The sequence below is a fragment of the Halorubrum sp. SD683 genome (assembly GCF_002135045.1).
Taxonomy (GTDB): Archaea; Halobacteriota; Halobacteria; order Halobacteriales; family Haloferacaceae; genus Halorubrum; species Halorubrum ezzemoulense.
In genome coordinates this window covers 120838-143696 of record NZ_NEWJ01000001.1, presented here as the reverse complement: position 1 = coordinate 143696, position 22859 = coordinate 120838, and the positions used below count along the sequence as shown (strand labels likewise).

Genomic DNA, 22859 nt, shown 5'->3' with positions numbered 1-22859 from the left:
CCAATGCCTCGCATCACCAACTGGCGACGCGAGAGCCGCTCGCCGACACTCGCGTATCGGAACACCGAGACCGGTGCGCGAGCCGTCCTGCACCGAGCCCCGGACTCCTACCGGTACAAGTGGCGTGGAGCAATCATCGCCGACGGCTACCCGGTCTGGTCGCGGGGGTACGAGACGAAGGACGCGAAGTCATTCCGTGACGAGCTCCGGGAGCGGCCCGCTCCGGTCCTCAGCTGTCCGGAGTGTCCGAACGATGACGTTCGCGTCGGCGAGAAGGCAGCAGACGGGGCGAAAATCCAGCGATGGTACGACTGCCCCGACTGTGGGTACGAAGCCCCCTCACGCATCGTCTACGGCGCCGAACGGTGAGTGAGTGAGCGGTGGGCGCTCTTTTTCGGCCGGGCACGAGGTGGTGACCCGGTACGACCGGGTGAGTCAACCAATGAGTCTCGAAGTACTTGACCGACACAGCAAGGCACTGTTCGAGTTCCTCTGGTGTCCCGTCTGCGGGCAGGAGGTCTTCACCCACATCCCGTTCGAGGGGGTGTTCTGCAAGAACTGCAACACCCAGGTCGAACTCCAGGAATCCCGAGAGACGCGCGGCTACGAGGAGGCCGTGCTCGCCTGCTTCGATTCAACCACGACCTGGAACCTCCACGTCGACGAGAAACTGCGGCGCGACCTGCCTGATGGGTCGGCCCGCGTGAAAATCTTCGGCGCACCGGGCGCCTACAAGGTCGACTGGTGGAGTCCAGAGCCGGGGGAGGACTGGGAACCTGTCGAGCGCGGCGAGTTCGACGACGTCGAGGAACCATCAGAGGTGTCGCATCTGGCGTAGAGCACACGTTAGGGCGGTGAATTTACGCCCGACACACGTCGCAGTCTCCGCACCCACGAGGGGTTCGCTCGTCGAAGTAGAGACGGCGCCATCGAGCAAACTGATCCGCATACGTGTCCTTGCTGTACGGGAATTGGTACAGATTGACCCCGTCCGGCAGGTCTGTGATTTCGGGCGCGTCTACGCCGGGGAATCCGTTACGAAACACGAGATCTTCTGTTTTGGACACCAGCTCAGGAGCAACTGTGGATGGGTCCGAGGCCTTCAAGAAGTAGAGTGATGGGATGAACTCTTTCGGGTCGAAGAATCCGTTGGCGTGCAGAATCCACCCACAGAGCCACAGATACGCCTTCTCACTGGAGAAGAAGACTCCGTAGTGGTTGTCCGATTGCCGGCGTTTATACACGAATACGGGGAGGCCATAGCTGAAGCCGACCCGCGTTGGTTCTGCGTGGATATAGCAGTCCTCACGGTCGATGTAGTGGACCAGCGGAGCTTGACACAGCTTGCCTGGGTGCTCACCAGTACCGATCTGCTCCCACAGCTCCGAGACGGAGGCCACGTCAGCGCTCTCGTCCTCGAGAGTCGTATCATCGATTGCACGATGGACGGGCGCAGCAGACTGAATCTCCTCAGGGAGATCGTTGCTGGACAGCTTCGCCGTCTCTCGGTCAGGGAGTGTCCGATAGAAGTGTTTATAGAAGCCCTCACGACGCCGCTTATCGGCGAGCGCTTCGCACCGGGCGCAGTCCTCGATGAACATCGCTGGGACCACCCGGTCTGGATTCTCGGCGGCCTCTTCGTACAGACTACGCTGCCGTTCGGCCCGCCTGGCAATTTCATCTGGATCGGGGAGTGGTGAGCCCCTCTCAGACTCCGATGACATACGCATACCTTTGGGCTGGAACAGCATCAGTTTCCGAGCAAGGACCCCGCCCGACTGCCCTCTTGCGAATTTCGGAATCCATTTTTAACCGGGTTTAAGTTGTCCAGTGACAGCCATTCGGCGAGATTCCAGCGACTCCACTCGATTCAGGAGAAGTTGTTTCTGCGCCGACGATGGGTGCCGGCGCACACGCGCCGGCGGTGATCGATGTCGACACGAAGTCAACTCCGATTCATTCAACGGAGCGAGACTGCAGACGAACAGTCCGAAACCGACCGCATCGCACAAATCTACCGACACTCGGACGGCTATCCCGACAGCGTCCTCCGTGACCTTGTCCAGCTGAAGGAGTTGCTCGACGAGACACGAACAGAGCGCGGGCCTGCGTACGCCGCTGCCCAGTTCCTGTTCCTCGACACGCTCTCGACGATGACCCTCTACGTGGACGAAGGGCGTGATCGGAGCATCCACGCTGACCAACCCTCGGATCTCCTTGAGCCGGACAATATGGAGCACCTCGACCAGCCGATGTTCCTGCTCGGACACGGCGTCGAGAACCCAGCCGACGGCATTCACGGCGACGAGGAGTACCTCTACGTCGTCGAACTCCCGACCCGGAACCCGTTCGAGGAGCCGTCCGAGTGGACAGTCAAAGTGAGCGGTCACTCCGCCTTCCCGCGCTGGGATGGTCCGACCGAGGAAGCCTTCGATCGGGCTAGCTGGCAGTTTGAAGGACCGCTCTCGGCCGCCGTCGACGAACTACTAGCTCAACCAAGCTAATCGTTAATTGGACACTCCCAAGGTTCGAGTGCTGAAGAGAAGGAGCACCCAGTATAGGATTCTTCGGAACGAATGATTTGCAGATTGCTACTGAGAGTTGCGAATCCGCCGTCGGGCTCGAGAATCCAATACCTGCTGTGCATAGAGTGAATCCTCTCGGTCGCTTTCCGCGACCCATTCAAACGCTTGACGAGAAATTTGTTTCATCAGGAGCTCACCGTTTTCGACTTTCCAGCCAAACGGTTCTTTAGGGTCTAATCCCCGCTCTCGAAGTATTTCGTCGTCCACACGCAGAGCCATTACGAGGTCGTCCCCGTATTCAGCTGCTTGTTCCGGGTTCAGCACCAAGTTATCGAGGAATTCATCGCTGTTCGGCTTGGGCGTCAACCACTCGACGCTCCACTCATCTCCGACCTGATTGGAAGGCATACCTGTAGAATAGTCGTTGCTCGATAAAATTGACAGGGGGAACGAAGGGTCGTATCAGAACGAGGTGTTTGCGCTCAGAACAGACCAAGGCCAGGACATCAGAGAACGATACCCGTTTTAATCGATAAGTCCGATTGGTCCAGTATGGATTACGTGGATGAGCCGCCGGAAACGGAGAATCCTGTGATGGTGATTCGGGTAACAGCGAAATGCACCCTCTGCGAAACCGCTGAACGGTGTGACTCATCCGGCGAAGCAAAAGAGTGGGCGAGAGATCATCAACATCCTCGAGACTTTATTGAATACCGTCGGACCTGGGCCGAGCGGTAACCAATTCGACAACTCGATACTCAGATTACACCTCCAAGTGCGAGGATGCCAAGCAGTAGTAGAACTGCCGTAACTACTACCCCACCAGCAGTGAGGAGCTTATTCTCCATCACCTTCTCGTGGATCGGCATCATGGCGTACTCCTCGCGGAAGGCCTCGAGATTCTCCTCGTCGTAGAAGTACTTCGTCTTCAATGCGAACCGTTCCGTCACCGCGCAGACCGTACAGACCGGTTCGCCTTCCAGCCGCTCCGTTTTGGTGTGGCTGGAGCAGGCGATGGCCCCGCAGTTCGGACAGTAGGTGTACGTCTCGGTTACGCCACTCGTGTCACAGTGGACGCACTGATGGATGCCGTCCTCGGCGGTCACTCTCGACGGGCCTGCCGCGTAGTACTCGTAGGGGTAGGTGTACTCCTGGATGTCGGTGGTGTGCCGAACCTCGGGGAGGTACACCGGCTCAATCGACTGGACAGAGATGTCCGAGCGGTTCGGCTCGCAGGTCTTGTTGTACGTGACGTTGTTGTCGCCGGTGTAGGTCACCGTCGTCGTGTGGTGCTGCTGGAGTCGCTCGACGGCCCACTCCTTGTACTCCGTCTGAGTCTGGCCAAACCGCCGCTCCTCGACGTCGTCGAACACCTCTCCGAACTGCTCGGCGTCGAGATCGACCGTCGCGTGGAGGTTCTCGGTAACCAGCGTCCCGACGTCCTCATCGACGACCTGCGGCTGCCCGCGTTCAGCGTGTGCGACGAATCGGGTCCGGTCGTTGATCCGGTGGATGACGCCCACCGATGTCTCGAAGACCGCGTTCGTGTCCGCGGTGACCGCGACCACCGGGCGGAACGTCACCGCCGAATGCGGTTCTGGGAGATCGGCAGCCTCGATGTTCTCGATGTCACGGAACGCCTCCGCGACGGGCACGTCGACTTCGGCGGCCGGGTCGTACGGGCGTAGCGTTTCGTCGCAGAGTATCTCGATGCGACCGTTGTAGAGGTCGAGGCCGATCTCGTCGGCAATCTCCCGGAGGTCCTCGCCGTCGAGTAACTCGATTGGATGGGGGTCGTCGTTCTGCTGGAGGCGGTCGGCGTACTCCTGAGCCGGGTTCGTGAACCGGCCGGTCGTGACGACCATTCCGCGTGTGGGGCCATCGAAGTCGAACGTCGCGATGGCGGAGTGGAGCTTCTGGACGACCGGCCGCCCGACCGTCCCCGTGTGCTTGCACTCGACGATAATCGCACGCCGCGTGCCGTCGACGACCTCCTCCATGATGACGTCGCGACCCTCGTCAGCCGTGCGGTCGGCCTGGCGGACGTTCTCGTAGCCGAGGTTCCGGAACACGTCCTCCATCACGTCCTCGAACTCGAACCCCGAGAGATCGTCCAGTACAGCCATCCTCAATTATGTGGACAGTACGTTGCAACTGCCAAATACGTTGCCGAACGCGGCGCCGTCCTGTTTGTTGAACCCCTGAGAGGGGTGCGGCCGCAACACTGGCAAGACTGAGCTTACATCTGAATTCTCTGCAACCAGTCAGTCACTTCGGCCCTGACCTCCGCTCTCCGATCATCCTTGATCGCCAGGTACACACCGTCTCTCTCCAACCCACCCCTCGTAGAGAAGCCCTCCCGTACGTCGGCATCAGGACAGCGGTCGTCTATCGTTTGAAAGCTACTCCCGACGCCATACCCACCATTCGTATTGAACGGGACCACAGTCTTCCCGCCTAAATCGTGTTCACTCAGAAAGGTCTTCATCGGCGGTGGCAACTGCATATCCCACGTCGGGGCACCGAAAAATACGGTGTCATACGCCTCGATATTCTCCACGTTACATTGGAGAGGTGGGGTGTAGCCCTCTTCGTTTTCTTGGTCTACCTGTGAGACGAGCGTGTCGTAATCGACGGGGTACGGGTCTGCCGGCAACACTTCGAACAGCTCTCCACCCACTTCTTGCTGAATGATTTCAGCGACAGCTTGGGTGTTTTCCGTACGAGAGAAAAACACGATCAGTACGCTGTCCTCATCCGCAGTTTGGGAGGGGGTATTCTGCTCTTCCGTCTCGGACCCGCTCTGGTGTATACATCCCGCAAGGAAGCCCCCTCCTGCCACTGCAGCTGCCCCTAGCAGTTTACGCCGACTCGTTCTATCGATCTCTGAATCGTTCGAAGTGCTTAGGGTATTCTCTCTCATTGTGGAGTGACTGAGTCCTCAGATTACTGAGGCGCTAGTTGGCTTCCGACCCAGGGACAGGAGCGCCAGCAATCGGCAGGGGCTCGTACGGTTCTTCCAAGTACTCTAGCTCTGAATCCGTCAGGTCGATATCGAGTGCTTCGACGGCTTGTTCGAGATGTTCGACGCTGGTGGTGCCGACGATCGGCGCATCAACGACGTCCTGGTGGAGTAACCACGCCAGCGAGAGCTGTGCCATCGTCACCCCCTTCTCCGCAGCGAGTTCCTCAACTCGCTCGTTGACGGCCGGTCCGCCGCCCATCCGGTATTCCTCGTGCGTCTCGGTGAGCTCTTCGCCGCGGGTCGTCGCCGTCATCTCTTCGTGGGGGCGGGTGAGGTATCCTTGTGCGAGCGGACTCCACGGGATGACGCCGATGTCTTCTTTCTCGCAGAAGGGGAACATCTCCCGCTCGCCTTCGCGGTAGACGAGGTTGTAGTGGTCCTGCATCGACACGAACTGTTCAAGATCTAGGTGCTCGCTGGTGTACAGTGCCTCGGCGAACTGGTGAGTCCACATCGACGACGCGCCGATGTATCGAACCTTCCCGCGTCGAACTGCGTCATCAAGGGCACGCAACGTTTGCTCGATGGGTGTCTCGTAGTCCCACCGGTGGATCTGGTAGAGGTCAACGGTATCCATCCCCAGTCGGTCTAGCGAATTCTCCAGTTCCTGTTCGACAGTCTTCCGGGAGAGTCCCGACGCGTTCGGGTGCGGTTCGTCCGCATCGGAGAAGAGGTTCGTGGGGAAGTAGCATTTCGTGGCGACGACGTGTTCGTCGCGGTCGTACTCTCCGAGAACGTCCCCGATGATCTCCTCGGACTCCCCGTTCGAGTACGCGTTCGCCGTGTCGAAGAAGTTGATACCGAGATCAATCGCGCGTTCGATGATCTCGCGCGAGCCCTCCTCGTCGAGCGTCCAGTCGTGCAAGTCGCTCACGCCGAAACTCATCCCGCCGAGACAGATGCGGCTGACCTCCATTCCGGTCGAACCGAGAGTCGTGTATTCCATGGTTATGGTTCTTCGAGGGCAGTTACTTCAGATCCGTCCGGTTCAGCCATGAAGGCGAGGTGGCTGAACGGCGAATCGGCATTCCGTGTGTTCCCGTGCCAGTGCTCTTCATCAGGCTCGAAGACGATCAGGTCGCCCTCCGAGACCTCACGTTCTCCGTTGCGGGTCGCGACGATCCCTTCGCCTTCAGTGACGTACAACACCTGTACGCCAGCATGCGTGTGGAATTTGGTTCGTTCTCCTGGTCGGAACGTAACTTCCACCGAGCGGACGGTGTTCCCGTCGAACTCGCTCGAAACACCATCCGAAACGAGCGCCGTCGTCACTTGGGCCGGGTGATCGGATTCTTCTCTATCAGCGGACGGAACGTTTGTCACATCCATGTTTTGTACGTATGCGAATTGCGGGTTTGATATCCAAGACTTCGATGCTATCTGGAAACCGTATTTAACTCCCGTCGTCTCTGAAGTGGCGAAGGGGATACCGGAGATCGCGTCTGAGAGACGGATAGGTCACGTAGAGAGAGCGCTCAGATCAGCTCACGTGTCCCGTTCAGCCTCCCCCAACCACTTCACCATCTCCGGGTCTCGGTGGTCGAAGAACTGGCTTTCTCCTTCGTCTAGTTCCGAAATCGTCTCCATTTCCTCCGTGGTGAGTTCGAAGTCGAAGACATCGAAATTCTCGGCGATCCGGTCGGCGTGAACCGACTTCGGAATAGCGACGATTTCGCGCTGGATGAGCCATCGAAGCACTACCTGTGCAGCGGATTTGCCGTGGCGGTCTCCGATCGTGGTCAACACGTCGTGTTCGAAGATGTCGTTCTGCCCTTCGGCGAACGGCCCCCACGACTCGTGTTGGATGTCCTGTTCCTCGAGGAATGCTGCATCCTCGATTCGCTGGTAGAAGGGATGTGTCTCGATCTGATTGACGGCTGGGACGACATCGTTGTGGACCATAAGGTCCATCACGCGGTCGGGATGGAAGTTGCTGACCCCGATCGCCCTGATCTTACCGTCCTCGTAGAGGTCTTCCATAGCCTGCCACGAACAGTGGACGTCGCCGTAGGGCTGATGAATCAGAAACAGGTCGAGGTAGTCGAGGCCCAGTCGGTCCAGCGACCGCTCGAACGCGTCCAACGTAGCCTCGTAGCCGGTGTCCTGCACCCAGAGTTTTGACGTAACGAACACCTCGTCTCGTGGCACGTCGCTCTTCTCGATTGCCCGCCCGACCGCCTCCTCGTTCTCATACGACGCCGCAGTATCGATGAGTCGATACCCTGCTTCGAGGGCTTCCGAAACACTGCGTTCGCACTCGTGGAGGTCCTCGATTTGATACGTGCCGAATCCGAGAATCGGCATCTCCACACCGTTGTTGAGTTCGACTGTCTTCATAGTAGGTCTCTGTCTACCAAATCAGAGGGCCTACGACCGGATAGCGACGGTGCTAATTGGAAACTGTGTTTAAGTGCTCCTGTGTTTGGAGTGCCGAAGAGAGTAGCTGACGCTCACCCCGCCTGAGGAGTCTCGAGAGCGAGGGTTGTGAGATGCCGAGTTCCGTAGCGAGCTCCTCAGTCGAGGTCTGGCGTGGGCTCTCGTAGTAGCCACGAGAGAGCGCGAGTGTCAGCGCCTCGTATTGCCGTTCAGTCAACCCAAACGGGATAGCATCGTCCGATGCAGCGGAAGTGGAGGTCATCGAGATGAGGTCGAGCGAGATCCCGTAGTTCTCACAGCGGGTCCGGGACTCCATGAACGCATCACGGTCCTTGTACACTTTCCTCTCGTACCATCCGTCCGGTGTGACGACGGTCGGCTCGAGTTTGGCCGCTACGGAACTGCCCCCACTGAATACTTCCGAGATCGCGTCGTCGAGGTCTATCGTAAGATTGTGGACGGTTTGTTCGCCCGCGTAGCCGATCGTTGTCGCCTCTTGGACTTCGTCCAGCGATTCCAGGTCGGCTTCTGAAACGTTGACTTCGGAATCGATTTTGACGATGAACATCCGGGCGTCCTGTTCGAAACAGAGCCCATGGACGCACTCAATTTGGTCCGGTGGGAGTCTCTCAGTGATACTGACCAGCGGGAGAGACGGTGAACTGAGGGAAAACTCAGTCGTAATTGTCATACATAGACGTATGCTTCCCCGGTAGTTAACGTTCGGGACTCCCGTGTTTACAGGGATTACTCCAACAGGAGATGGTCTGAGCAGCTCCACCCTCGTACAGCAAATCAGCGGATCCGTTGTAACTCAAGGACAATTCTGGGCTGGTGGTGTTTATTGCCCCCGAGAGGGGTGCGGGGGTCACCGAACCGCCCGCGAGCAACGAATGAACGGGAATGTACCTGTAGCAAGTTCAGAATCGGTTCCAGTAGCATCGCCCGGTCAGTCCCACCGAGACGCAGTCGAATACGTCGGCTTCCGCGTCGACGGCCAAGCCGTCGTCCTGAACCTCTCGGAGCATCGGCGACTCTCCCTCGAGCGCAGTCTGGACCTCGTCAACCACAGTCCGAGCGGGTTCGAGTGGGGGTATAGTGGTAGCGGGCCCGCTCAGCTCGCGTGCGCGCTCCTCCTCGTCTACTACGACGATGAGCAGTTCGCCCGTGAGCACTACATCGCGTTCCGGAATCAGGTAGTCTCACAACTGGAGTGCGACGGTGCAGCGGCGTGCTGGCACCTCACTGGTGAGGAGATCGACGCCGCGATGGCGACCCTTACCGACGACGTCGTCGCCCTCGCCGACGGCGGACGGCCGTCACCGACGCTCCCCGAGAACTGGCGAGCCGTCTCTCGCCCTGATCGAAGAGTGTTCCAGCGCGCTGATCGCGACCACTACATCGTACTCGGGGATGGAACCGACGAGTGGCTGGTCGTGCTCTGCAGCCAGGGTGACCGGGCATATCCTGCCCCGCTCGCACATCGGACGGTTGCCGAGGAGGCTGACGTGGAACGGGTAATCCGGGAACTCGCTGAAGAGAGCAACGACCTCATCGAACCCCCGGAGGGGGAGCACTGATGGAGACGCTTCGACTGGCCCGAGCCACCCATCAGCTCCTCGAACGTGGTGTCGAGGCGCTCGAGAAAATCGGGCGCGAGATGGGGGCAGCAGTATTATTGAGAAGGGATCAATAATATAGACCTAATTCGGTGGCCTCGGCGCCGTTAATCAGAGCGGTAGTTCTGATTCGTACGGGACGGGATATCTGCAATCTGCGCTCTTAGCAGAATTGTTCTACCAGTGTTCTGGTTTTGGCGGAAGACAATTCGACAATATTCAACGGCCAACCCCCACTCAGAAGTCCTCAGTGAAGACTCTCACCTCGCCTTGATTGGTAATTCCGACATCGGTGGTCGTCTTCAGTTCATTCTGGTTCGTACACTCTTCGAGGACCCCATAGAGGTGTGTATAGAGTTCCGGACGACAGTATGCAATTTTGACACCAGCTTCGTCTGCGTGTGAATAGACGCTGGCAACTAAATCATCAAAACTCGTTCCTGGAGAGACGGAAAACTGGATCGGTGACCGGATCGTCCGGGCGAGTTCCAATGTTCGCCGGGCCTTCTCGATGTTCTGTTCTGCTGCTCGTTCGATAGCACTGATATTCGAATCGGTCGTCCCCAATTGGTCCGCCACTTCTTGTTGCGTATGACCCTGCTCCCGGAGCTCAAGTACCTCCACCTGCCGGTCGGTCAATGTCGTTGATGCAGTAGAGCTCATACAGAGTCAAACAGATGTGTTTGAGATAGGCTTTTCTCTCAAACTATTCTCAATCTCGTATGGATGAATGATGGATCTCTGACTACGCGACGGCAGTTTCTCTTGACTGCCGGGACGGCGGCTGTCGCTGGTTTTTCAGGCTGTACAGGTGTGGGTAGCCGAGATCGGGGCCAATCGACGACGGTCGCCATCCTTGCAGCTGGAAGTCTCCAGAATGCGATAGCTAACGGGCTCAAGCCTGCTGTGGACATCCCAATAGAAGTCGAGGCCCATGGCTCTGCGACGGTGGCTCGAATGATCGACGAAGGACAACGTGATCCGGATATCGTCTCCGTCGCCGACGTGGCGCTCTTTGCAGAACCACTCTCACCGTCGTGGCATTCCGTGTTTACCAGCAACTCAGTCGTCATCGCGTATAATCCAGATACAGATGGTGGGGCACGCCTGGCCGAGGCCGGAACCGAAAGCTGGTACGAACCGATGGTCAACGGGAACGTGAATATCGGCCGTACCGACCCTGATCAAGATCCACTTGGTTATCGGACCCTCTTCATGCTCGACCTCGCCTCACGGTACTATAACGAGGCAACGGATCTCAGAGAGAGAATCCTCCAGCAAGATCAGATCTATCCCGAAACGTCGTTAATCAGCCAGTTCGAGACTGGCTCTATCGACGCCGCCTTCGCCTACCGCAATATGGCCGTCGAACGCGAGTACGAATACATCGAATTACCGGATCAGATCAATCTGAGTAATCCACAGTACGCCGAGGATTGGTACTCAACGACCTCGTACACACTGCCGAGCGGCCAGGAAATCCAGGGTGGGCTCATTAGTTATGGCTCAACCATTCGGCACATGAGCGACGCCGCAGTTTCCGTGTTCGACGCACTCACGACAGGGAACTATCTCGAAGAACATGGATTTCTCCTGCGCGAACAGTTCCCTGCCTATTCGGGCGACGTTCCCCAACGCATCAGGCAGGCTACTGACCAAACTAACGAGAATCAATCCCAGCTCAGCGGACCCGACAAAGAACTATCGTGGGCGGTCTCAGACATTACTGCCCTGATTTGAATGACAACAGGCACACACTCAAATCGATCGGCAACGGATACGTTTGGGCTCGATTGGCTCAGCGTTGCGCTCGTTCTCGGGGGAGTGCTACTCCTGTACTACATCGTTCCATTGGTGTCGCTGTTTCTCTCGGTATCACCCGGAGAGATCCTTGGTCGGATGAACAATCCGACCGTCGTAGATTCGGCGACAACGTCGCTTCTGTCGGCATCGATTAGCACAGCCGTCGCCACGCTGTTCGGTTTGCCACTCGCATACTGGATCGCACGCACCGACGGGGCTGTGACAAAGGTCGTCCTCGGAGTCGTGGTCCTCCCGTTGGTACTTCCCCCCACAGTCGGCGGCATCGTTTTGCTTACCGTCTTCGGACCTGGATCACCACTCGGTGAAGCTGCGATCACTGCTGGGTTTCCACTTACACGGTCGCTCGCTGGAGTCGTACTCGCCCAGACGTTCGTCGCGTCGCCGTTCGTTGTCGTGACAGCAAAAGCAGCATTCGAAAGCGTCGATCAAACACTCGAATACGCCTCTCGCTCGTTGGGAAAAAGCCGACTGACGACCGCTCGCCACGTGACGCTACCCTTGGCCGGACCGGGGATTCTTGCCGGTGTAACGCTCGCCTTTGCACGCGCAATCGGCGAGTTCGGTGCGACGATGATGATGGCGTACTACCCCCGGACGATGCCGGTCCAAATCTGGGTGGCGTTTATCGAACTCGGTCTGGATAACGCCTACCCGGTAGCAATACTGTTGGTATTGATCGCTGCCACGGCGCTATTGATTCTCAATACCGTCGCCACGAATCCATGGGAATGACACTCGAACTTTCTGGGTTGCGCAAAGCTTACGGCCAGTTCGACTTCGGTCCCGTTGACTTGACGGTTGATGACGAAGTCCTCGCCGTTCTAGGACCATCCGGTAGCGGGAAAACAACCTTGCTCTCGCTGATCGCTGGTATTGCTACTCCGGAGTCGGGATTAATTCGACTGGGTGGGCGAAATCTGGTCGGCCTACCGCTCGAAGATCGGCGTGTGGGGATGGTGTTTCAAGAGGGAGCGCTCTTCCCCCACATGACCGCCCGGGAAAACATCGAATACGCAGCTACAGCCAGCGATCGTGCTGACGAACTCGCGATCCTTCTCGAACTAGAGGGAGTCCTTGATCGAAAGCCCCCGAAGCTCTCGGGTGGGGAACGACAACGGGTCGCCCTCGCACGAACGCTAGCGACCGACCCAGACGTCCTTCTCCTCGACGAACCGCTGTCGAGCCTCGACGCACCGATCCGGAAGCGGCTCCGGGACGAGTTACACAGCCTGTTCAAGTCAATCGATATTCCAGTTCTTTATGTCACGCACGACCAGCGGACGGCGACGGCACTCGGTGACCGAATCGCCATCGTTCGAGACGGTACCCTCGAACAGGTTGGCTCGCCGTCGACAGTACTCACGCAGCCTACAAATCGTTTCGTCGCTCGCTTTACTGGGAACGAGAATCTCTTTGAGGGGACACTGACGGACCGAAGCGGAGACGGAGTGATAGTTCAGGTCGGGGATATTCAGTTCCAGACGACTGCGCCAGATATCTCCGCATCGGCCGTCACGGTTTGTATTCATCCATCACGGGTAGAGGTCGAAATGCCCACTCTTGCCGACGGTGACGGAGCGACAAACACAGTCACGGGCACGATTGCTCGGTGGTTGAACGAGGGAAGTGAGTACCGGGTTGAAATCGAGGTTGAAGCGGGGGCGCTCACACTCACAGCAAACGTTCGACCGCCGACGTTCGAGCAGCTGGCGCTCGAAAACGGCTCAGAGATCCAAGTACTGATCCCGCAAGAGTCACTCCACCTGATTCCGGAACGCAAGTAGTTCCGTCATCTCCAATATCTCAGACCTGACTCTTATTTAACCAACATTCTCTCTCAAAGCCAGATGTTGGTTAATGTGGTGTTGTTTTTGCGCTCGGGAGAGGGGCGCAGGGCGCGAGACGATGCAGCCGCACGTCGACGAGGATTCCTCAAGTGAGGTGACCGAGATGAAAGATCCAGAGTCCAGAACCATCTTCGCTGGCGTCGATGGGCGTACCGACACCGAACTACCCGAGTGGTATCGAGAGCGCCATCGAGATGCAGACCCCGTGACCTTCGCCGAGGCGATTCGTGATCTTCCGCAGTCGCTCAGCGGGTCTAGAGTTTATAACGCATTACGGGGGAACCGCGGAGGGAGGTGACGGAGCTTTGACCGACCATATCTGTGAGTACTGTGGCGAGTCGTTTGCGACCTCCCATGAGTTGGGTGGCCACGTAACCGCTGTCCATCGTCGCGACCAGATCGTAACGGACGCGGACATAATTCTCGACGACATTCAGCGTGTCGCAGACAAATTAGGAAAACCGCCGACAGCAAAGGAGATGAGCGAGCACGGAGAGTATTCTCAGCGCGTCTGCCAGAACAAATTCGGGAGTTGGAACGAGGCGCTTCGTGAGGCTGGCTACGCTCCAAACCGGAAATTCCGACTCACCGATCAGGACCTGGTGGATGAGATAGACCGCCTTGCGGAGCAGCTCGGTCGCCCCCCATCGAGCGGGGAGATGGATCGGATTGGGGAGTATCATAGATGGACGTATGACCACCGATTTGGGGGGTGGGAAAAGGCACTCACCGAAGCTGGCTTCTCACAACCACGGTCCTATCAAGAACGTTCAGAGATTCCGTACGGGCCAAATTGGCCGGAGAAACGGCGGCAAGCACTGGAACGTGATGACTTCCAGTGCCAAACGCCGTGGTGTGAGATGACTCAAGCGGATCATCAAGAGCAGGTTGGGAAGGACATCTCTGTCCACCATTTGGTTCCGCGGAAGTTCTTCGTCGACCCCGACGGGGAGTTTGACCACGAACAGGCGAATCAAGTCTCGAATCTCGTGACGGTCTGCTCGAAGCATCATCTCATCTGGGAAGCCGTCGCCCCGCAGCGGTTGGATACAATTGTCGACGCCCCACGGCCACCAGAGCGAGGTGAACCGGACGGTGTTGCTCTCCCCCTACGAGGGAATGAGGGGTAACCCCCTCGTGATTCAAATGCGACAGACAGACGAGTCCATCCCGACGCCAAACGCAGACGACCTCACGAAGAGAGAACGACTTCACTGGCACCTGACCAGTGCCCTCGCAAGCGCCGAGTCGCCGGAAACGAAATCCCATCTTCGAGGAGCACTTGTGGAGTATCGGAAGCTCCCGCCGACACCACTCGTGGAATGTCCGTTCTGCGGGAAGGTCGGGCTTCCAGAGCGGATCCAAGCTCACGAGTGTCAACGACTGTAGGGTCGTTTTTTGCGCCTCGATGGGTGGAGGCGCAGATCAGAAACTTCGCGCCTTCAGAGGATGCTATGAAAGACCCAGAGGAAGCTACGGTCTTCGCAGGTCTTGATGGGCGAACCGACACCGAACTACCCGAGTGGTACGCCGAGCAACACGGAGCTCCCGAACCAATCAGCTTCAGTGAGGCGATTCGAAACCTCCCTCAGGCAGTCGATACAGCAGTCGCATATCGCAACCCGTACACCGACGAGTGGGTTGAGACCGAGCGGTTCAACGCACTCGTGGAGCCGTCGCGATTGCAAGCAGAAGCAGACGGTGACGCCGATACCGAGTCGTTATTTCACATTCCCACTGACAGTTACGCGATCATCAACCCGGTCGACGTCTACGGGCCGCTGGAGGAGGTCCTCCGCGAGGAGACCACGACGGGACGCCGCTGGGTGAGGTGGTGTTCGGCGAGATTCGGCGCTACCGGGGCGGCGGCGAGGTCCACATGGACATTATGTTCGATGGCCTCGAGGTGCGCCTTCCTGGCCGGTCGGACCCGATCACGATGGGCGTCACGTCGGGCTACGACTTCTTCGGCGAGCATGCCGTCTACGTGGAGGGGTTCGCTCAGGACGGCTACTGCTCGAACACGATGCGCTCGCTCACCGACAAAGAGGTCATCAAACACGTCGGCGACGTGCGGAACTTCCGCACCTGGTGGGAGGAACTCCTCGCACAGGTCGAACTCGTCGCCGACGACCTCTTCGAGTTCATCCGGGATGCGCAGGATATCGACCTCGACTTCTCGGAGCTCCCGTTCACCGTCACGGAGTTCTACACCCTGCTGGGGTTCCCGGACTACCTGGCCGAGCGTGCCGCCGGCGATGCAGAAGCCAATGCGGCGTCCCCCTTCGAGATCGATATGTGGACGCTGCATTCCGGCGCGACGTACGCCCTCACCCACTTCTTCCAGGGCAAGGAAGGTGCGTCGCTGGACGGCTACGTTCGCACGGCCAACGACATCCTGTTCAACCCGGAGGGTATCATCGAGCGCGTCGAACGAGCCTACGAGGAGGAGCTGGAGGCGGACGGCGACGACGGGTCGCAGGCATCGCTCGCCGGTGAGCGGGCACTCGCGAGCATCGAGCGCGTCAGCGACGATCTACAGGAGAAGGTCGACCAGTTCGAGGAGCGTGAGGACGCGCTCCGTGAGCGGTTCCAGGACGCGATGAGGTGAACCGCGAATTGTCTTAGCTCAGCTGTTTTCAGTTGCCCACTCGAGCAACGGCTCCAGTCGCGTTCGAACCTCGTCGCCATCCTCGGTCAACGCATATTCGACACGCGGCGGGATTTCATTATACTGCGTCCGTGAGACGATCCCTGCCTCCTCAAATTCGTCGAGGCGTTTCGAGATTGTCGAGGTACTCGCCGTTGGGAGGTGCTCCTCGATCTCCGCGAACCGCAGTGAGTCGTGTGCGCCGATGATGCTGACGAGTTGCATCGCATATTTTCGGCTCAACGTGTCGACAACGCCTGTGAGCGGACAGTAGCACGTCCCCTCGACATCGCACGCGGGCGCCGGTGAAGTAGTATCTGCCATAGCTTCGTAGCCTCCAACCTACTCTATAGCTTCGGACTCTGGAGCATAAGAACTTCCCGTCGTAAAGTATAGGCACTGATGACCCACACCTCCGACTATAATCTCGTGATTCTCGGCGGTGGCGCCGCAGCGTTCGCCGCGATCACTGAGGCGAGCCGGCGGGACCTCTCGACTGCGATGGTGAACACCGGCCTTCCCATCGGCGGGACGTGCGTGAACGTCGGCTGTGTCCCGAGCAAGCATCTGCTCGCCGTCGCTGAGAGCGGTGCCACAGCGACGGAGAACCCCTTCGACGCCGTTCGATACCCTGAGGAACCGACTGTCGACTGGGCCGACGCACTCGACGGCACCGACGAACTCGTCGAACGGTTCCGGCAGGAGAACTACGTCGACGTCGCAGAGCACTTCGAGACCGACATCTACGAGGGCTACGGCCAGCTGGTCGGCGACACAACCATCGAGGTCGTCGACGGCGACGACGAGGGCGTATGCATCACTGGGGAGAAGGCGCTCGTCGCGACCGGAAGTTCACCGTGGGCGCCATCCATCGACGGCCTCGGCGGCGTTGACTACTACACGAGCGAGACCATCCTCGAGGAGCGTGACCTCCCCGAGAGCATCGTGATGCTTGGTGGCGGATACATCGCGCTGGAGTGGGGCCAGATCCTCCACCGTGTCGGCGTCGATGTGACGGTTCTCCAGCGCTCCGGTCACGTGCTCTCAGATATGGAAGGTCAACTCGGCCGGGAGATGCAACGAGCCTTCCGCGAGGAGGGAATCGACGTCGTGACCAGTAACGACTTCCAGCAGGTTCAGGATGTGGCTACCGACAGTGGTGCTGACCCTGGTCAGAAGGGCGTCGCTGTGGAGACTGTCATCGAGGGCGAGGAGCGAGCGTTCACCGCAGAGGCGTTATTCGTTGCGACCGGCGTCCAGCCCAACAGCGAGGACATCGGCTTGGAAGCAGTCGGCGTCGAGACCGAATCCGACGGCGCGATTCGTGTCGACGAACATTTCCAGACGACCAATCCCGACATCTACGCGGCGGGCGACGTGATCGGCGAACCCGAACTGGAGACGGTCGCCGCCAAGGAGGGCAATCACGCCGTCAAGAACGCCTTCGGGGACGAGGGCGTCAGCATCGATTACGACGCGGTGCCAGCAGTCGTGTTCACCAGCCCGGAAGTCGCCGCGGTCGGGACGACCGAACTGGAGTACATGGACGAGCACGGAACCTGTTCGTGCCGAACCGTCCAGATGGCGGATGTCCCGCGAGCGAAAGCCGTCGAGAACACGGATGGCCTCGTCCAGGTCGTCAAACACCACGAGACCGACGAAATCGTCGGCGTCCACATGGTTGGCCCCCGTGCCGCTGACATGATCATGGAAGCGACGCTGGCGGTGAAGTTCGGCCTCACCGTCGACGACATCATCGATACAGTCCATCCGTTCCCCACATTCAGTGAGGCGTTCAAACACGCCTGTCAGGCGTTTCGGCGGGACACGTCGACGATGAGCTGCTGTATCGAATGAATGTCACTCCGGGTCGGCCGGCGCAGTACTGCGGAGGAGCATCGTCTTCACACGACCGACCCCATCGAAATCACGGAGCCGATACACGAGTTCCCGAACCCGCGCCGCATCGCCGTGACAGAATACGGTCTCCAAACACCACTCCCCCTGGTGAGTGTGGCTCATCGTCTCGATGACGTCCTGAAACTGGTGCTGGGCAGCATGGAGATCGTGAATCACCTCGTGGTGCTGGTAATCGAACGCCAGTACAGCGACGACCTCACCGGAAACCTCTTCGAGCTGTGAATGTCCCTCGATATATTCCTGCATCGCTTCACGAATTGCCCGCGAGCGGGAGTCCAATCCCTCAGCCTGCCACGTCTCATCGAACTCATCGAGAATGTCCTCAGACACGTTCAAGCTCGTGCGCATACTCCCCAATTGGTCCCCTACTGTCTTGACCCCTCGATTATTACGGAATTCCTTATTTAGTCTTAACAACCGCTATACGGCGAAGAGCTAGAGAGATAGATGAATGCTCCACGGCGAGGCGTTTCCACTGTTGGTCGGCGCGATTGCGCTCGGATTCGTGCATGGCATCGAGCCCGGACACGGATGGCCGGTCGCCGCGAGTTATGCACTCGATCAATCCAATAAGTGGCTTTACGGACTCGCCGCCAGCTCGCTAATCGGCATCGGCCACCTCATCAGCAGTCTGGCAATGGTTGGCGTGTTCTTCTACGCGAAATCCTACTTTCAGCTGACCCAAGTGAACGAGCCGATCTCGATTCTTGCCGGCATTACCATCGGCGGGCCAGTGAGCATTGTTGCAGGCGTTTTACTCATCGGACTCGGGGTTCGAGAGTACACACACGGTCATTCCCACCAGCACGAGGACGAACATGGGCACAGCCACGGACACGACCACGATACACAGACCGAGGGAAGGTCAGGCCATCACGACCACGCCACATCATCCACACAAGAACACTCCTCGGATGGGTTACTGAAACGGGTAAAAACTCGGCTTCGAGGAATCGGCGGGCACTCCCACAAGCACGGAGCCGATCCAGCTACTGACGCCGACCGCGGACTCCTCGGAATCGCCTGGTTCGCATTCGTCCTCGGGTTCGCTCACGAGGAGGAGTTCGAGATTATCGGGCTCTGTGCCGGTTCAACGTACTGTCTGGAACTGATGACCGCATATGCGCTGACAGTCATCGTCGGGATCGTCGGGTTGACGATGCTCCTCATCGCTGGGTATCAGGAGTACGAAGAAACGGTGGAGAAGTACACACCGTACCTGCCGCTGTTCTCAGCGACCGTTCTCGTCGTCATGGGACTCGGCTTCATCGCCGGCGTCTTCTGAATTGGGAGGTGCAATCCCTAGCCCCTCACCTTCCTGTGTTCTGTGAGGTCTTTCGCGCCGTCAAAGGGTGGAGGCATCCAGAATGGGAGACTCGTCACATGAATCCGAATCAGCTGCAGAATTTCCACCGGAGAAGCGGCTTGAAGCGCCGAATACACGGCTGATTGACGCGGGTATCGCAACGATACCCGACATGGAAACGCTCCGGGAGTGTGTCGCGTACGAGAACACTCACCAGAATCGGACCCAGATTCTGCGTCGGCTCGAATGGAGAGCTGAAGAGCTGCGTGAGGACGAAGAGTAAGCCCCGTTCTTAACCAACAGGTTCCGCGTGAGTTTTCCTATTGTTGGTTAATCCGCTGTACCAGTACTGTTGGAGCCTTATGAGTTGGACGCCAACTCTGGGAATCGACCGAGAGAAGGAATGCCTAGTGGCCGGAAGAAGCCCGATATCCCCTGAAAGAGGGCTGTTCCAAACCGTTATTTAATACCCCGAAAACAACCCTTTATCTGGATAATGAATCCCCTCCTTCTAGGTCACGTCATAATTTTCGCACTATCTGCGATTGCCTGCGTGGCGACTATTCCACAAGCACGGAAGATACAGCATCCGGAGACACGTGAAGGACTGATCGTCTTCCTCGGTTCCGTTGCTCTGTGGTCTGGAGGGTACATTGGCTATCTTCTCGCACCGACGCGTGCCGGGAAACTCGCTTTCTATATATTTGGCTTCATCTTTGCGTTCGTCGCCGTTGGGGCCTGGCTCTACTTTTGTGCTGCATATACCGGTCGGCCACCTCGACACGCCCCATTCCGAAACCTCATACTCGGGACGTTCCTCTTTTTCACCGCTCTCAAAGTCACGAATCCACTCCACAATCTCTACTTTACGACGGAATGGGTCACAGAACCATTCCCGCACCTCGTGATCCATCACGAACTGCTCTACTGGATCGTCTTGGGGCTATCATATGCCGCCATCGCTGTCGGGTTCTTCGTACTGATGGAGCGGTTCCATCATACTGGGAGTGACAGCCGTCCGCTCGTCGTGCTCGTTGGACTCTCAGCCCTCCCAGCTGTTGCAACGATTATTGGCGGTCAGGTCGACTGGCTGCTCCCATTAATGTATGAGCCACCCGGCGTCGCCCTCTTTGCCGTTGGAACGCTCTTCTTCTACAGACAGCGGTTTGAGGCAATCCGATTAACCGGGGAGTCAGATAAACCCGCAATCTTCCTCGACCAAGAAACCCGGATCCAGGATTATAATCAAGCGGCTCGCAAACTTTTCCCAGCCCTTGAGGATTCCTTTGGCGAACCGCTTGAGGCTGTGAATACCGCACTCGCAGATCATCTCACCAAACAAGATATCCTGGCAGTTACGCAGGATGGTGAAACACGGCATTATGACGTGTCGAGCACGCCATTCTTAGCAGGTGAGGTAACGACCGGCCAATTAGTGACGGTTACCGACGTAACTGAACGCGAGTCATATCGACAGCGACTCGAAGAGAAAACCGAACAACTCGAGGCCCTAAATCGCGTGGTTCGGCACGACATCCGGAACGATATGACCGTGATTCTCGGATGGGCCGAGATCCTCAAAGACCATATCGATGAAGATGGGGAAGACGCTCTGGACCGAGTGTTACAGAAGTCCCAGCACGTAATTCAGTTCACAGAAGTCGCACGTGAGTTCGTTGAATCACTCTTGGAAGAAGGAACAGCTGAATTAGAAGAAATCCAGCTTCAGCCACTTCTTGACGCTGAGCTCGCTGCAGTACGTGATTCGTTCCCGAACGCGCAGTTTCACGTATCGGGTGAACTCTGTGACGTGTCGGTACAGGCAAACGAGATGCTTTCTTCGGTTTTCCGGAACATCCTCGAGAATGCGGTCCGACACAACGACAAAGAGACCCCTGAGATCACCGTCTCCTGTGAAGAGAATTCAGAGACTGTCCGGTACCAGATTGCAGATAATGGGCCTGGCATCCCTGACCAACAGAAAGAACAAATCTTCGGGAAAGGGGAGAAAGGATTGGACAGTCCAGGATCGGGGATTGGTCTATATCTCGTCCATCTCCTGACTGACCAATTCGGTGGTGAGGTGTGGGTCGAAGACAACGAACCAACCGGTTCAGTCTTCGTCGTCGAACTGCCAATTCATACTCCATCGAATAAGCCATCATAGGTTTGACGTATAGGGTAAAACGAAACCCTGGCAATAGAATTTCTACCTCCCGTCGGCGTGACTTCGCAACCTGTTTTTCGTGCCCTCGGAGAGGGCGAGGGTCCTTCGAAAGCCCTCAGAGGTGACTTCCAGTGAGTCAACAACAGCCTCCTGACAACGTCTCGATCGACGAGATCCCGGTCGACATCGACAACACGCAATCAGCGGAGGTCGATTCCGCCGACGTCCCTGACGAAATCGAGTCTATCACCCGTGGGCTCGCCGGTGAGCAGCCGCCGACGAATCCCATAGTGGTTCTCAAAGCGGCTCGCTGGTGGTATCTACACGGCAAGGGCGGCACGGATCCCGCCTTCCAGTGGGCCATCGAGTGGGCGCGTCACCTTGCGACCGACACGCCCAGTGACGTCGAGCGGTTCGACGAGTTCCTCGAGTACCTCGTTACGGTTGGCTTTGCGGACGAACGCCACGAGCTCCGCTGACCGACAGAGCGGTTTTTTGAACGCCCCTGAGGGGTGCGGCGCGGTCTGAACTGATGCAGTCGCCGTGAACTCGATTCCGTGCACACAATGGCTACGACCAGAGACTCGTCGGTCTCCTTCGACCAGACCGACACACGATCCGACGAGATGAACAGCACTATCGAACAGTGGATCGACGACCTCGTCGCCGGCGTCGATGATGCGCAGGCCAGCTCAGAGTTCCAGGAGTGGCTTGACGTCCAGAGTCGGTTCCACGACTACTCGTATCGGAACACGCTCCTCATCAAGCGGCAGTGTCCCGAGGCGAGCCGGGTGGCGGGCTACCGGACGTGGCAGGAGGAGTTCGACCGCCACGTCACGGAGGGTGAGTCGGCGATCTGGATCTGGGCGCCGATCATCACCAAGCAGTGCCCGGAGTGCGAGAATTCGCCGAGCTACCACGAGGACAGTGACTGTGAGTACGACGAGACGCCGCCCGAGGAGTGGTCTGAGGGCCTGGTGGGGTTCAAGCCTGCGCCGGTGTTCGATGTCTCCCAGACCGAGGGCGAGCCGCTTCCCGACCTAGACACGGAAGCGACCGGCGACGCCGGTGACCTCGTCGAACAGCTAACTGCCGCCGCTGATGAGCTCGGCGTGACAGTGCGAATCGTTCCCGAAGAGGAGTGGACCCACGGCGAGGCGAAGGGCATCTGCGAGCAGCTAAGCCTCGTCGACGTCCAACCGCTCGTCGAGGTGCGTGATCGGGAGAACGAGGCCGACCTTGCGCGGACGCTGATTCACGAGTACGCCCACGCCCTGCTCCACTTCGACGTCGACGACGACACCGAACGGTCGAAACGCGAAGTCGAGGCCGAGGCAGTCGCCTACGTCGTCGGGCGCTACTGCGGGCTCGACACTACCGGGTCAGTGTTCTACCTGGCTCCGTGGGAGACGGACGACCCCGAGATCGTTCGCGAACGGCTTGGGCGGATCAGTCAAACGGCAGAAGAACTCATCGACGTTCTCGAGGACTGACCCTCTCGCCAATTTGGTTAACCAATAGAGGGTTTGGATTCGGTGAGTGCCTACTGCGAAGTTATCAGGCCCAATAGGGACTAAGTGTTCGACAGGAACTCTCTGTG

Annotated in this window: 25 protein-coding genes and 2 pseudogenes; 16 read left to right on the top strand and 11 right to left on the bottom strand. The window is 58.2% G+C overall.

All coding sequences use genetic code 11. The annotated features are described in order from the left end of the window. Positions 1-3: 3 nt before the first annotated feature. A complete protein-coding gene (locus B9G49_RS00800) occupies positions 4-369 on the top strand; it encodes a hypothetical protein (RefSeq protein WP_086215026.1) in 366 nt (121 codons plus the stop codon). Between the two features lie 73 nt (positions 370-442). Continuing rightward, a complete protein-coding gene (locus B9G49_RS00795) occupies positions 443-838 on the top strand; it encodes a hypothetical protein (RefSeq protein WP_086215025.1) in 396 nt (131 codons plus the stop codon). Between the two features lie 22 nt (positions 839-860). On the opposite strand, the gene B9G49_RS00790 is transcribed toward B9G49_RS00795, so the two are convergent. After that, positions 861-1724, bottom strand: coding sequence for a hypothetical protein (locus B9G49_RS00790; protein ID WP_233125135.1), 864 nt, complete (start codon positions 1722-1724; stop codon positions 861-863). A 207-nt stretch (positions 1725-1931) separates the two neighbouring features. Between B9G49_RS00790 and B9G49_RS00785 the strand changes: the two genes are divergently transcribed. After that, positions 1932-2504 carry a hypothetical protein gene (locus B9G49_RS00785; RefSeq protein WP_086215023.1) on the top strand — a complete coding sequence of 191 codons (573 nt, stop codon included), beginning with the start codon at positions 1932-1934 and terminating at the stop codon, positions 2502-2504. Between the two features lie 87 nt (positions 2505-2591). On the opposite strand, the gene B9G49_RS00780 is transcribed toward B9G49_RS00785, so the two are convergent. The 7 genes from B9G49_RS00780 to B9G49_RS00750 all read right to left on the bottom strand — a co-directional run bounded on the left by B9G49_RS00780 (position 2592) and on the right by B9G49_RS00750 (position 8617). Then, positions 2592-2933 (bottom strand): hypothetical protein, encoded by a 342-nt coding sequence (locus B9G49_RS00780; protein ID WP_086215022.1) that lies wholly within the window; start codon positions 2931-2933, stop codon positions 2592-2594. Between the two features lie 350 nt (positions 2934-3283). After that, a complete protein-coding gene (locus B9G49_RS00775; protein ID WP_086215021.1) occupies positions 3284-4651 on the bottom strand; it encodes a restriction endonuclease in 1368 nt (455 codons plus the stop codon). A 113-nt stretch (positions 4652-4764) separates the two neighbouring features. Beyond that, positions 4765-5448: a flavodoxin gene (locus B9G49_RS00770; protein WP_198943781.1), complete on the bottom strand. Its 684-nt coding sequence runs from the start codon at positions 5446-5448 to the stop codon at positions 4765-4767. Positions 5449-5482: 34 nt separating this feature from the next. Then, a complete protein-coding gene (locus B9G49_RS00765; protein ID WP_086215019.1) occupies positions 5483-6496 on the bottom strand; it encodes an aldo/keto reductase in 1014 nt (337 codons plus the stop codon). Between the two features lie 2 nt (positions 6497-6498). After that, positions 6499-6879, bottom strand: coding sequence for a cupin domain-containing protein (locus B9G49_RS00760; RefSeq protein ID WP_086215018.1), 381 nt, complete (start codon positions 6877-6879; stop codon positions 6499-6501). A gap of 156 nt (positions 6880-7035) precedes the next feature. Further along, positions 7036-7887, bottom strand: a complete 852-nt coding sequence (locus tag B9G49_RS00755; RefSeq protein ID WP_086215017.1) for an aldo/keto reductase — start codon at positions 7885-7887, stop codon at positions 7036-7038. A gap of 52 nt (positions 7888-7939) precedes the next feature. After that, the gene (locus B9G49_RS00750) at positions 7940-8617 is read right to left on the bottom strand and encodes a helix-turn-helix domain-containing protein (protein WP_198943780.1); all 678 of its coding nucleotides are present in this window, start codon (positions 8615-8617) and stop codon (positions 7940-7942) included. 202 nt (positions 8618-8819) lie between these two features. On the opposite strand from B9G49_RS00750, the gene B9G49_RS00745 reads away from it, so the two are divergent. Next, positions 8820-9506 carry a DUF6166 domain-containing protein gene (locus B9G49_RS00745; RefSeq protein ID WP_086215016.1) on the top strand — a complete coding sequence of 229 codons (687 nt, stop codon included), beginning with the start codon at positions 8820-8822 and terminating at the stop codon, positions 9504-9506. Positions 9507-9782: 276 nt separating this feature from the next. Here the strand turns inward: B9G49_RS00745 and B9G49_RS00740 are convergent, their stop codons facing one another. Then, complete coding sequence (locus B9G49_RS00740) at positions 9783-10208, bottom strand: Tfx family DNA-binding protein (RefSeq protein WP_086215015.1); 426 nt, start codon at positions 10206-10208, stop codon at positions 9783-9785. 63 nt (positions 10209-10271) lie between these two features. Here B9G49_RS00740 and B9G49_RS00735 point away from each other — a divergent pair, with 63 nt between their 5' ends. From B9G49_RS00735 to B9G49_RS00705, 6 genes and pseudogenes are all read left to right on the top strand, one after another. After that, positions 10272-11285 (top strand): extracellular solute-binding protein, encoded by a 1014-nt coding sequence (locus tag B9G49_RS00735; RefSeq protein WP_086215014.1) that lies wholly within the window; start codon positions 10272-10274, stop codon positions 11283-11285. After that, positions 11286-12101, top strand: coding sequence for an ABC transporter permease (locus B9G49_RS00730; RefSeq protein ID WP_086215013.1), 816 nt, complete (start codon positions 11286-11288; stop codon positions 12099-12101). After that, positions 12092-13153, top strand: a complete 1062-nt coding sequence (locus B9G49_RS00725) for an ABC transporter ATP-binding protein (RefSeq protein ID WP_233125133.1) — start codon at positions 12092-12094, stop codon at positions 13151-13153. Before B9G49_RS00730 ends, B9G49_RS00725 begins: the two co-directional genes overlap by 10 nt. Positions 13154-13274: 121 nt before the next feature. Then, a pseudogene (locus B9G49_RS00720) lies at positions 13275-13481 on the top strand (hypothetical protein); the annotation flags it as partial. A gap of 40 nt (positions 13482-13521) precedes the next feature. Beyond that, a complete protein-coding gene (locus B9G49_RS16435; protein ID WP_158093586.1) occupies positions 13522-14346 on the top strand; it encodes a homing endonuclease associated repeat-containing protein in 825 nt (274 codons plus the stop codon). Positions 14347-14670: 324 nt separating this feature from the next. Further along, positions 14671-15827: pseudogene (locus B9G49_RS00705) on the top strand (hypothetical protein). An 18-nt stretch (positions 15828-15845) separates the two neighbouring features. Here the strand turns inward: B9G49_RS00705 and B9G49_RS00700 are convergent. Continuing rightward, positions 15846-16190 (bottom strand): helix-turn-helix domain-containing protein, encoded by a 345-nt coding sequence (locus B9G49_RS00700; RefSeq protein ID WP_086215009.1) that lies wholly within the window; start codon positions 16188-16190, stop codon positions 15846-15848. A gap of 78 nt (positions 16191-16268) precedes the next feature. Here B9G49_RS00700 and merA point away from each other — a divergent pair, with 78 nt between their 5' ends. After that, positions 16269-17723 (top strand): mercury(II) reductase, encoded by a 1455-nt coding sequence (merA, locus tag B9G49_RS00695; protein WP_086215008.1) that lies wholly within the window; start codon positions 16269-16271, stop codon positions 17721-17723. 3 nt (positions 17724-17726) lie between these two features. On the opposite strand, the gene B9G49_RS00690 is transcribed toward merA, so the two are convergent. Further along, positions 17727-18134, bottom strand: coding sequence for a CopG family ribbon-helix-helix protein (locus B9G49_RS00690; RefSeq protein WP_086215007.1), 408 nt, complete (start codon positions 18132-18134; stop codon positions 17727-17729). A gap of 103 nt (positions 18135-18237) precedes the next feature. On the opposite strand from B9G49_RS00690, the gene B9G49_RS00685 reads away from it, so the two are divergent. The 5 genes from B9G49_RS00685 (at position 18238) to B9G49_RS00665 (ending at position 22752) form a co-directional block, all read left to right on the top strand. Further along, a complete protein-coding gene (locus B9G49_RS00685) occupies positions 18238-19071 on the top strand; it encodes a hypothetical protein (RefSeq protein ID WP_086215006.1) in 834 nt (277 codons plus the stop codon). A gap of 82 nt (positions 19072-19153) precedes the next feature. Then, positions 19154-19375 (top strand): hypothetical protein, encoded by a 222-nt coding sequence (locus B9G49_RS16900; RefSeq protein WP_086215005.1) that lies wholly within the window; start codon positions 19154-19156, stop codon positions 19373-19375. A gap of 213 nt (positions 19376-19588) precedes the next feature. After that, a complete protein-coding gene (locus B9G49_RS00675) occupies positions 19589-21259 on the top strand; it encodes an ATP-binding protein (RefSeq protein ID WP_198943779.1) in 1671 nt (556 codons plus the stop codon). A 131-nt stretch (positions 21260-21390) separates the two neighbouring features. Further along, a complete protein-coding gene (locus B9G49_RS00670) occupies positions 21391-21738 on the top strand; it encodes a hypothetical protein (protein WP_086215003.1) in 348 nt (115 codons plus the stop codon). 87 nt (positions 21739-21825) lie between these two features. Continuing rightward, positions 21826-22752, top strand: coding sequence for an ArdC-like ssDNA-binding domain-containing protein (locus tag B9G49_RS00665; protein WP_086215002.1), 927 nt, complete (start codon positions 21826-21828; stop codon positions 22750-22752). Positions 22753-22859: the final 107 nt, after the last annotated feature.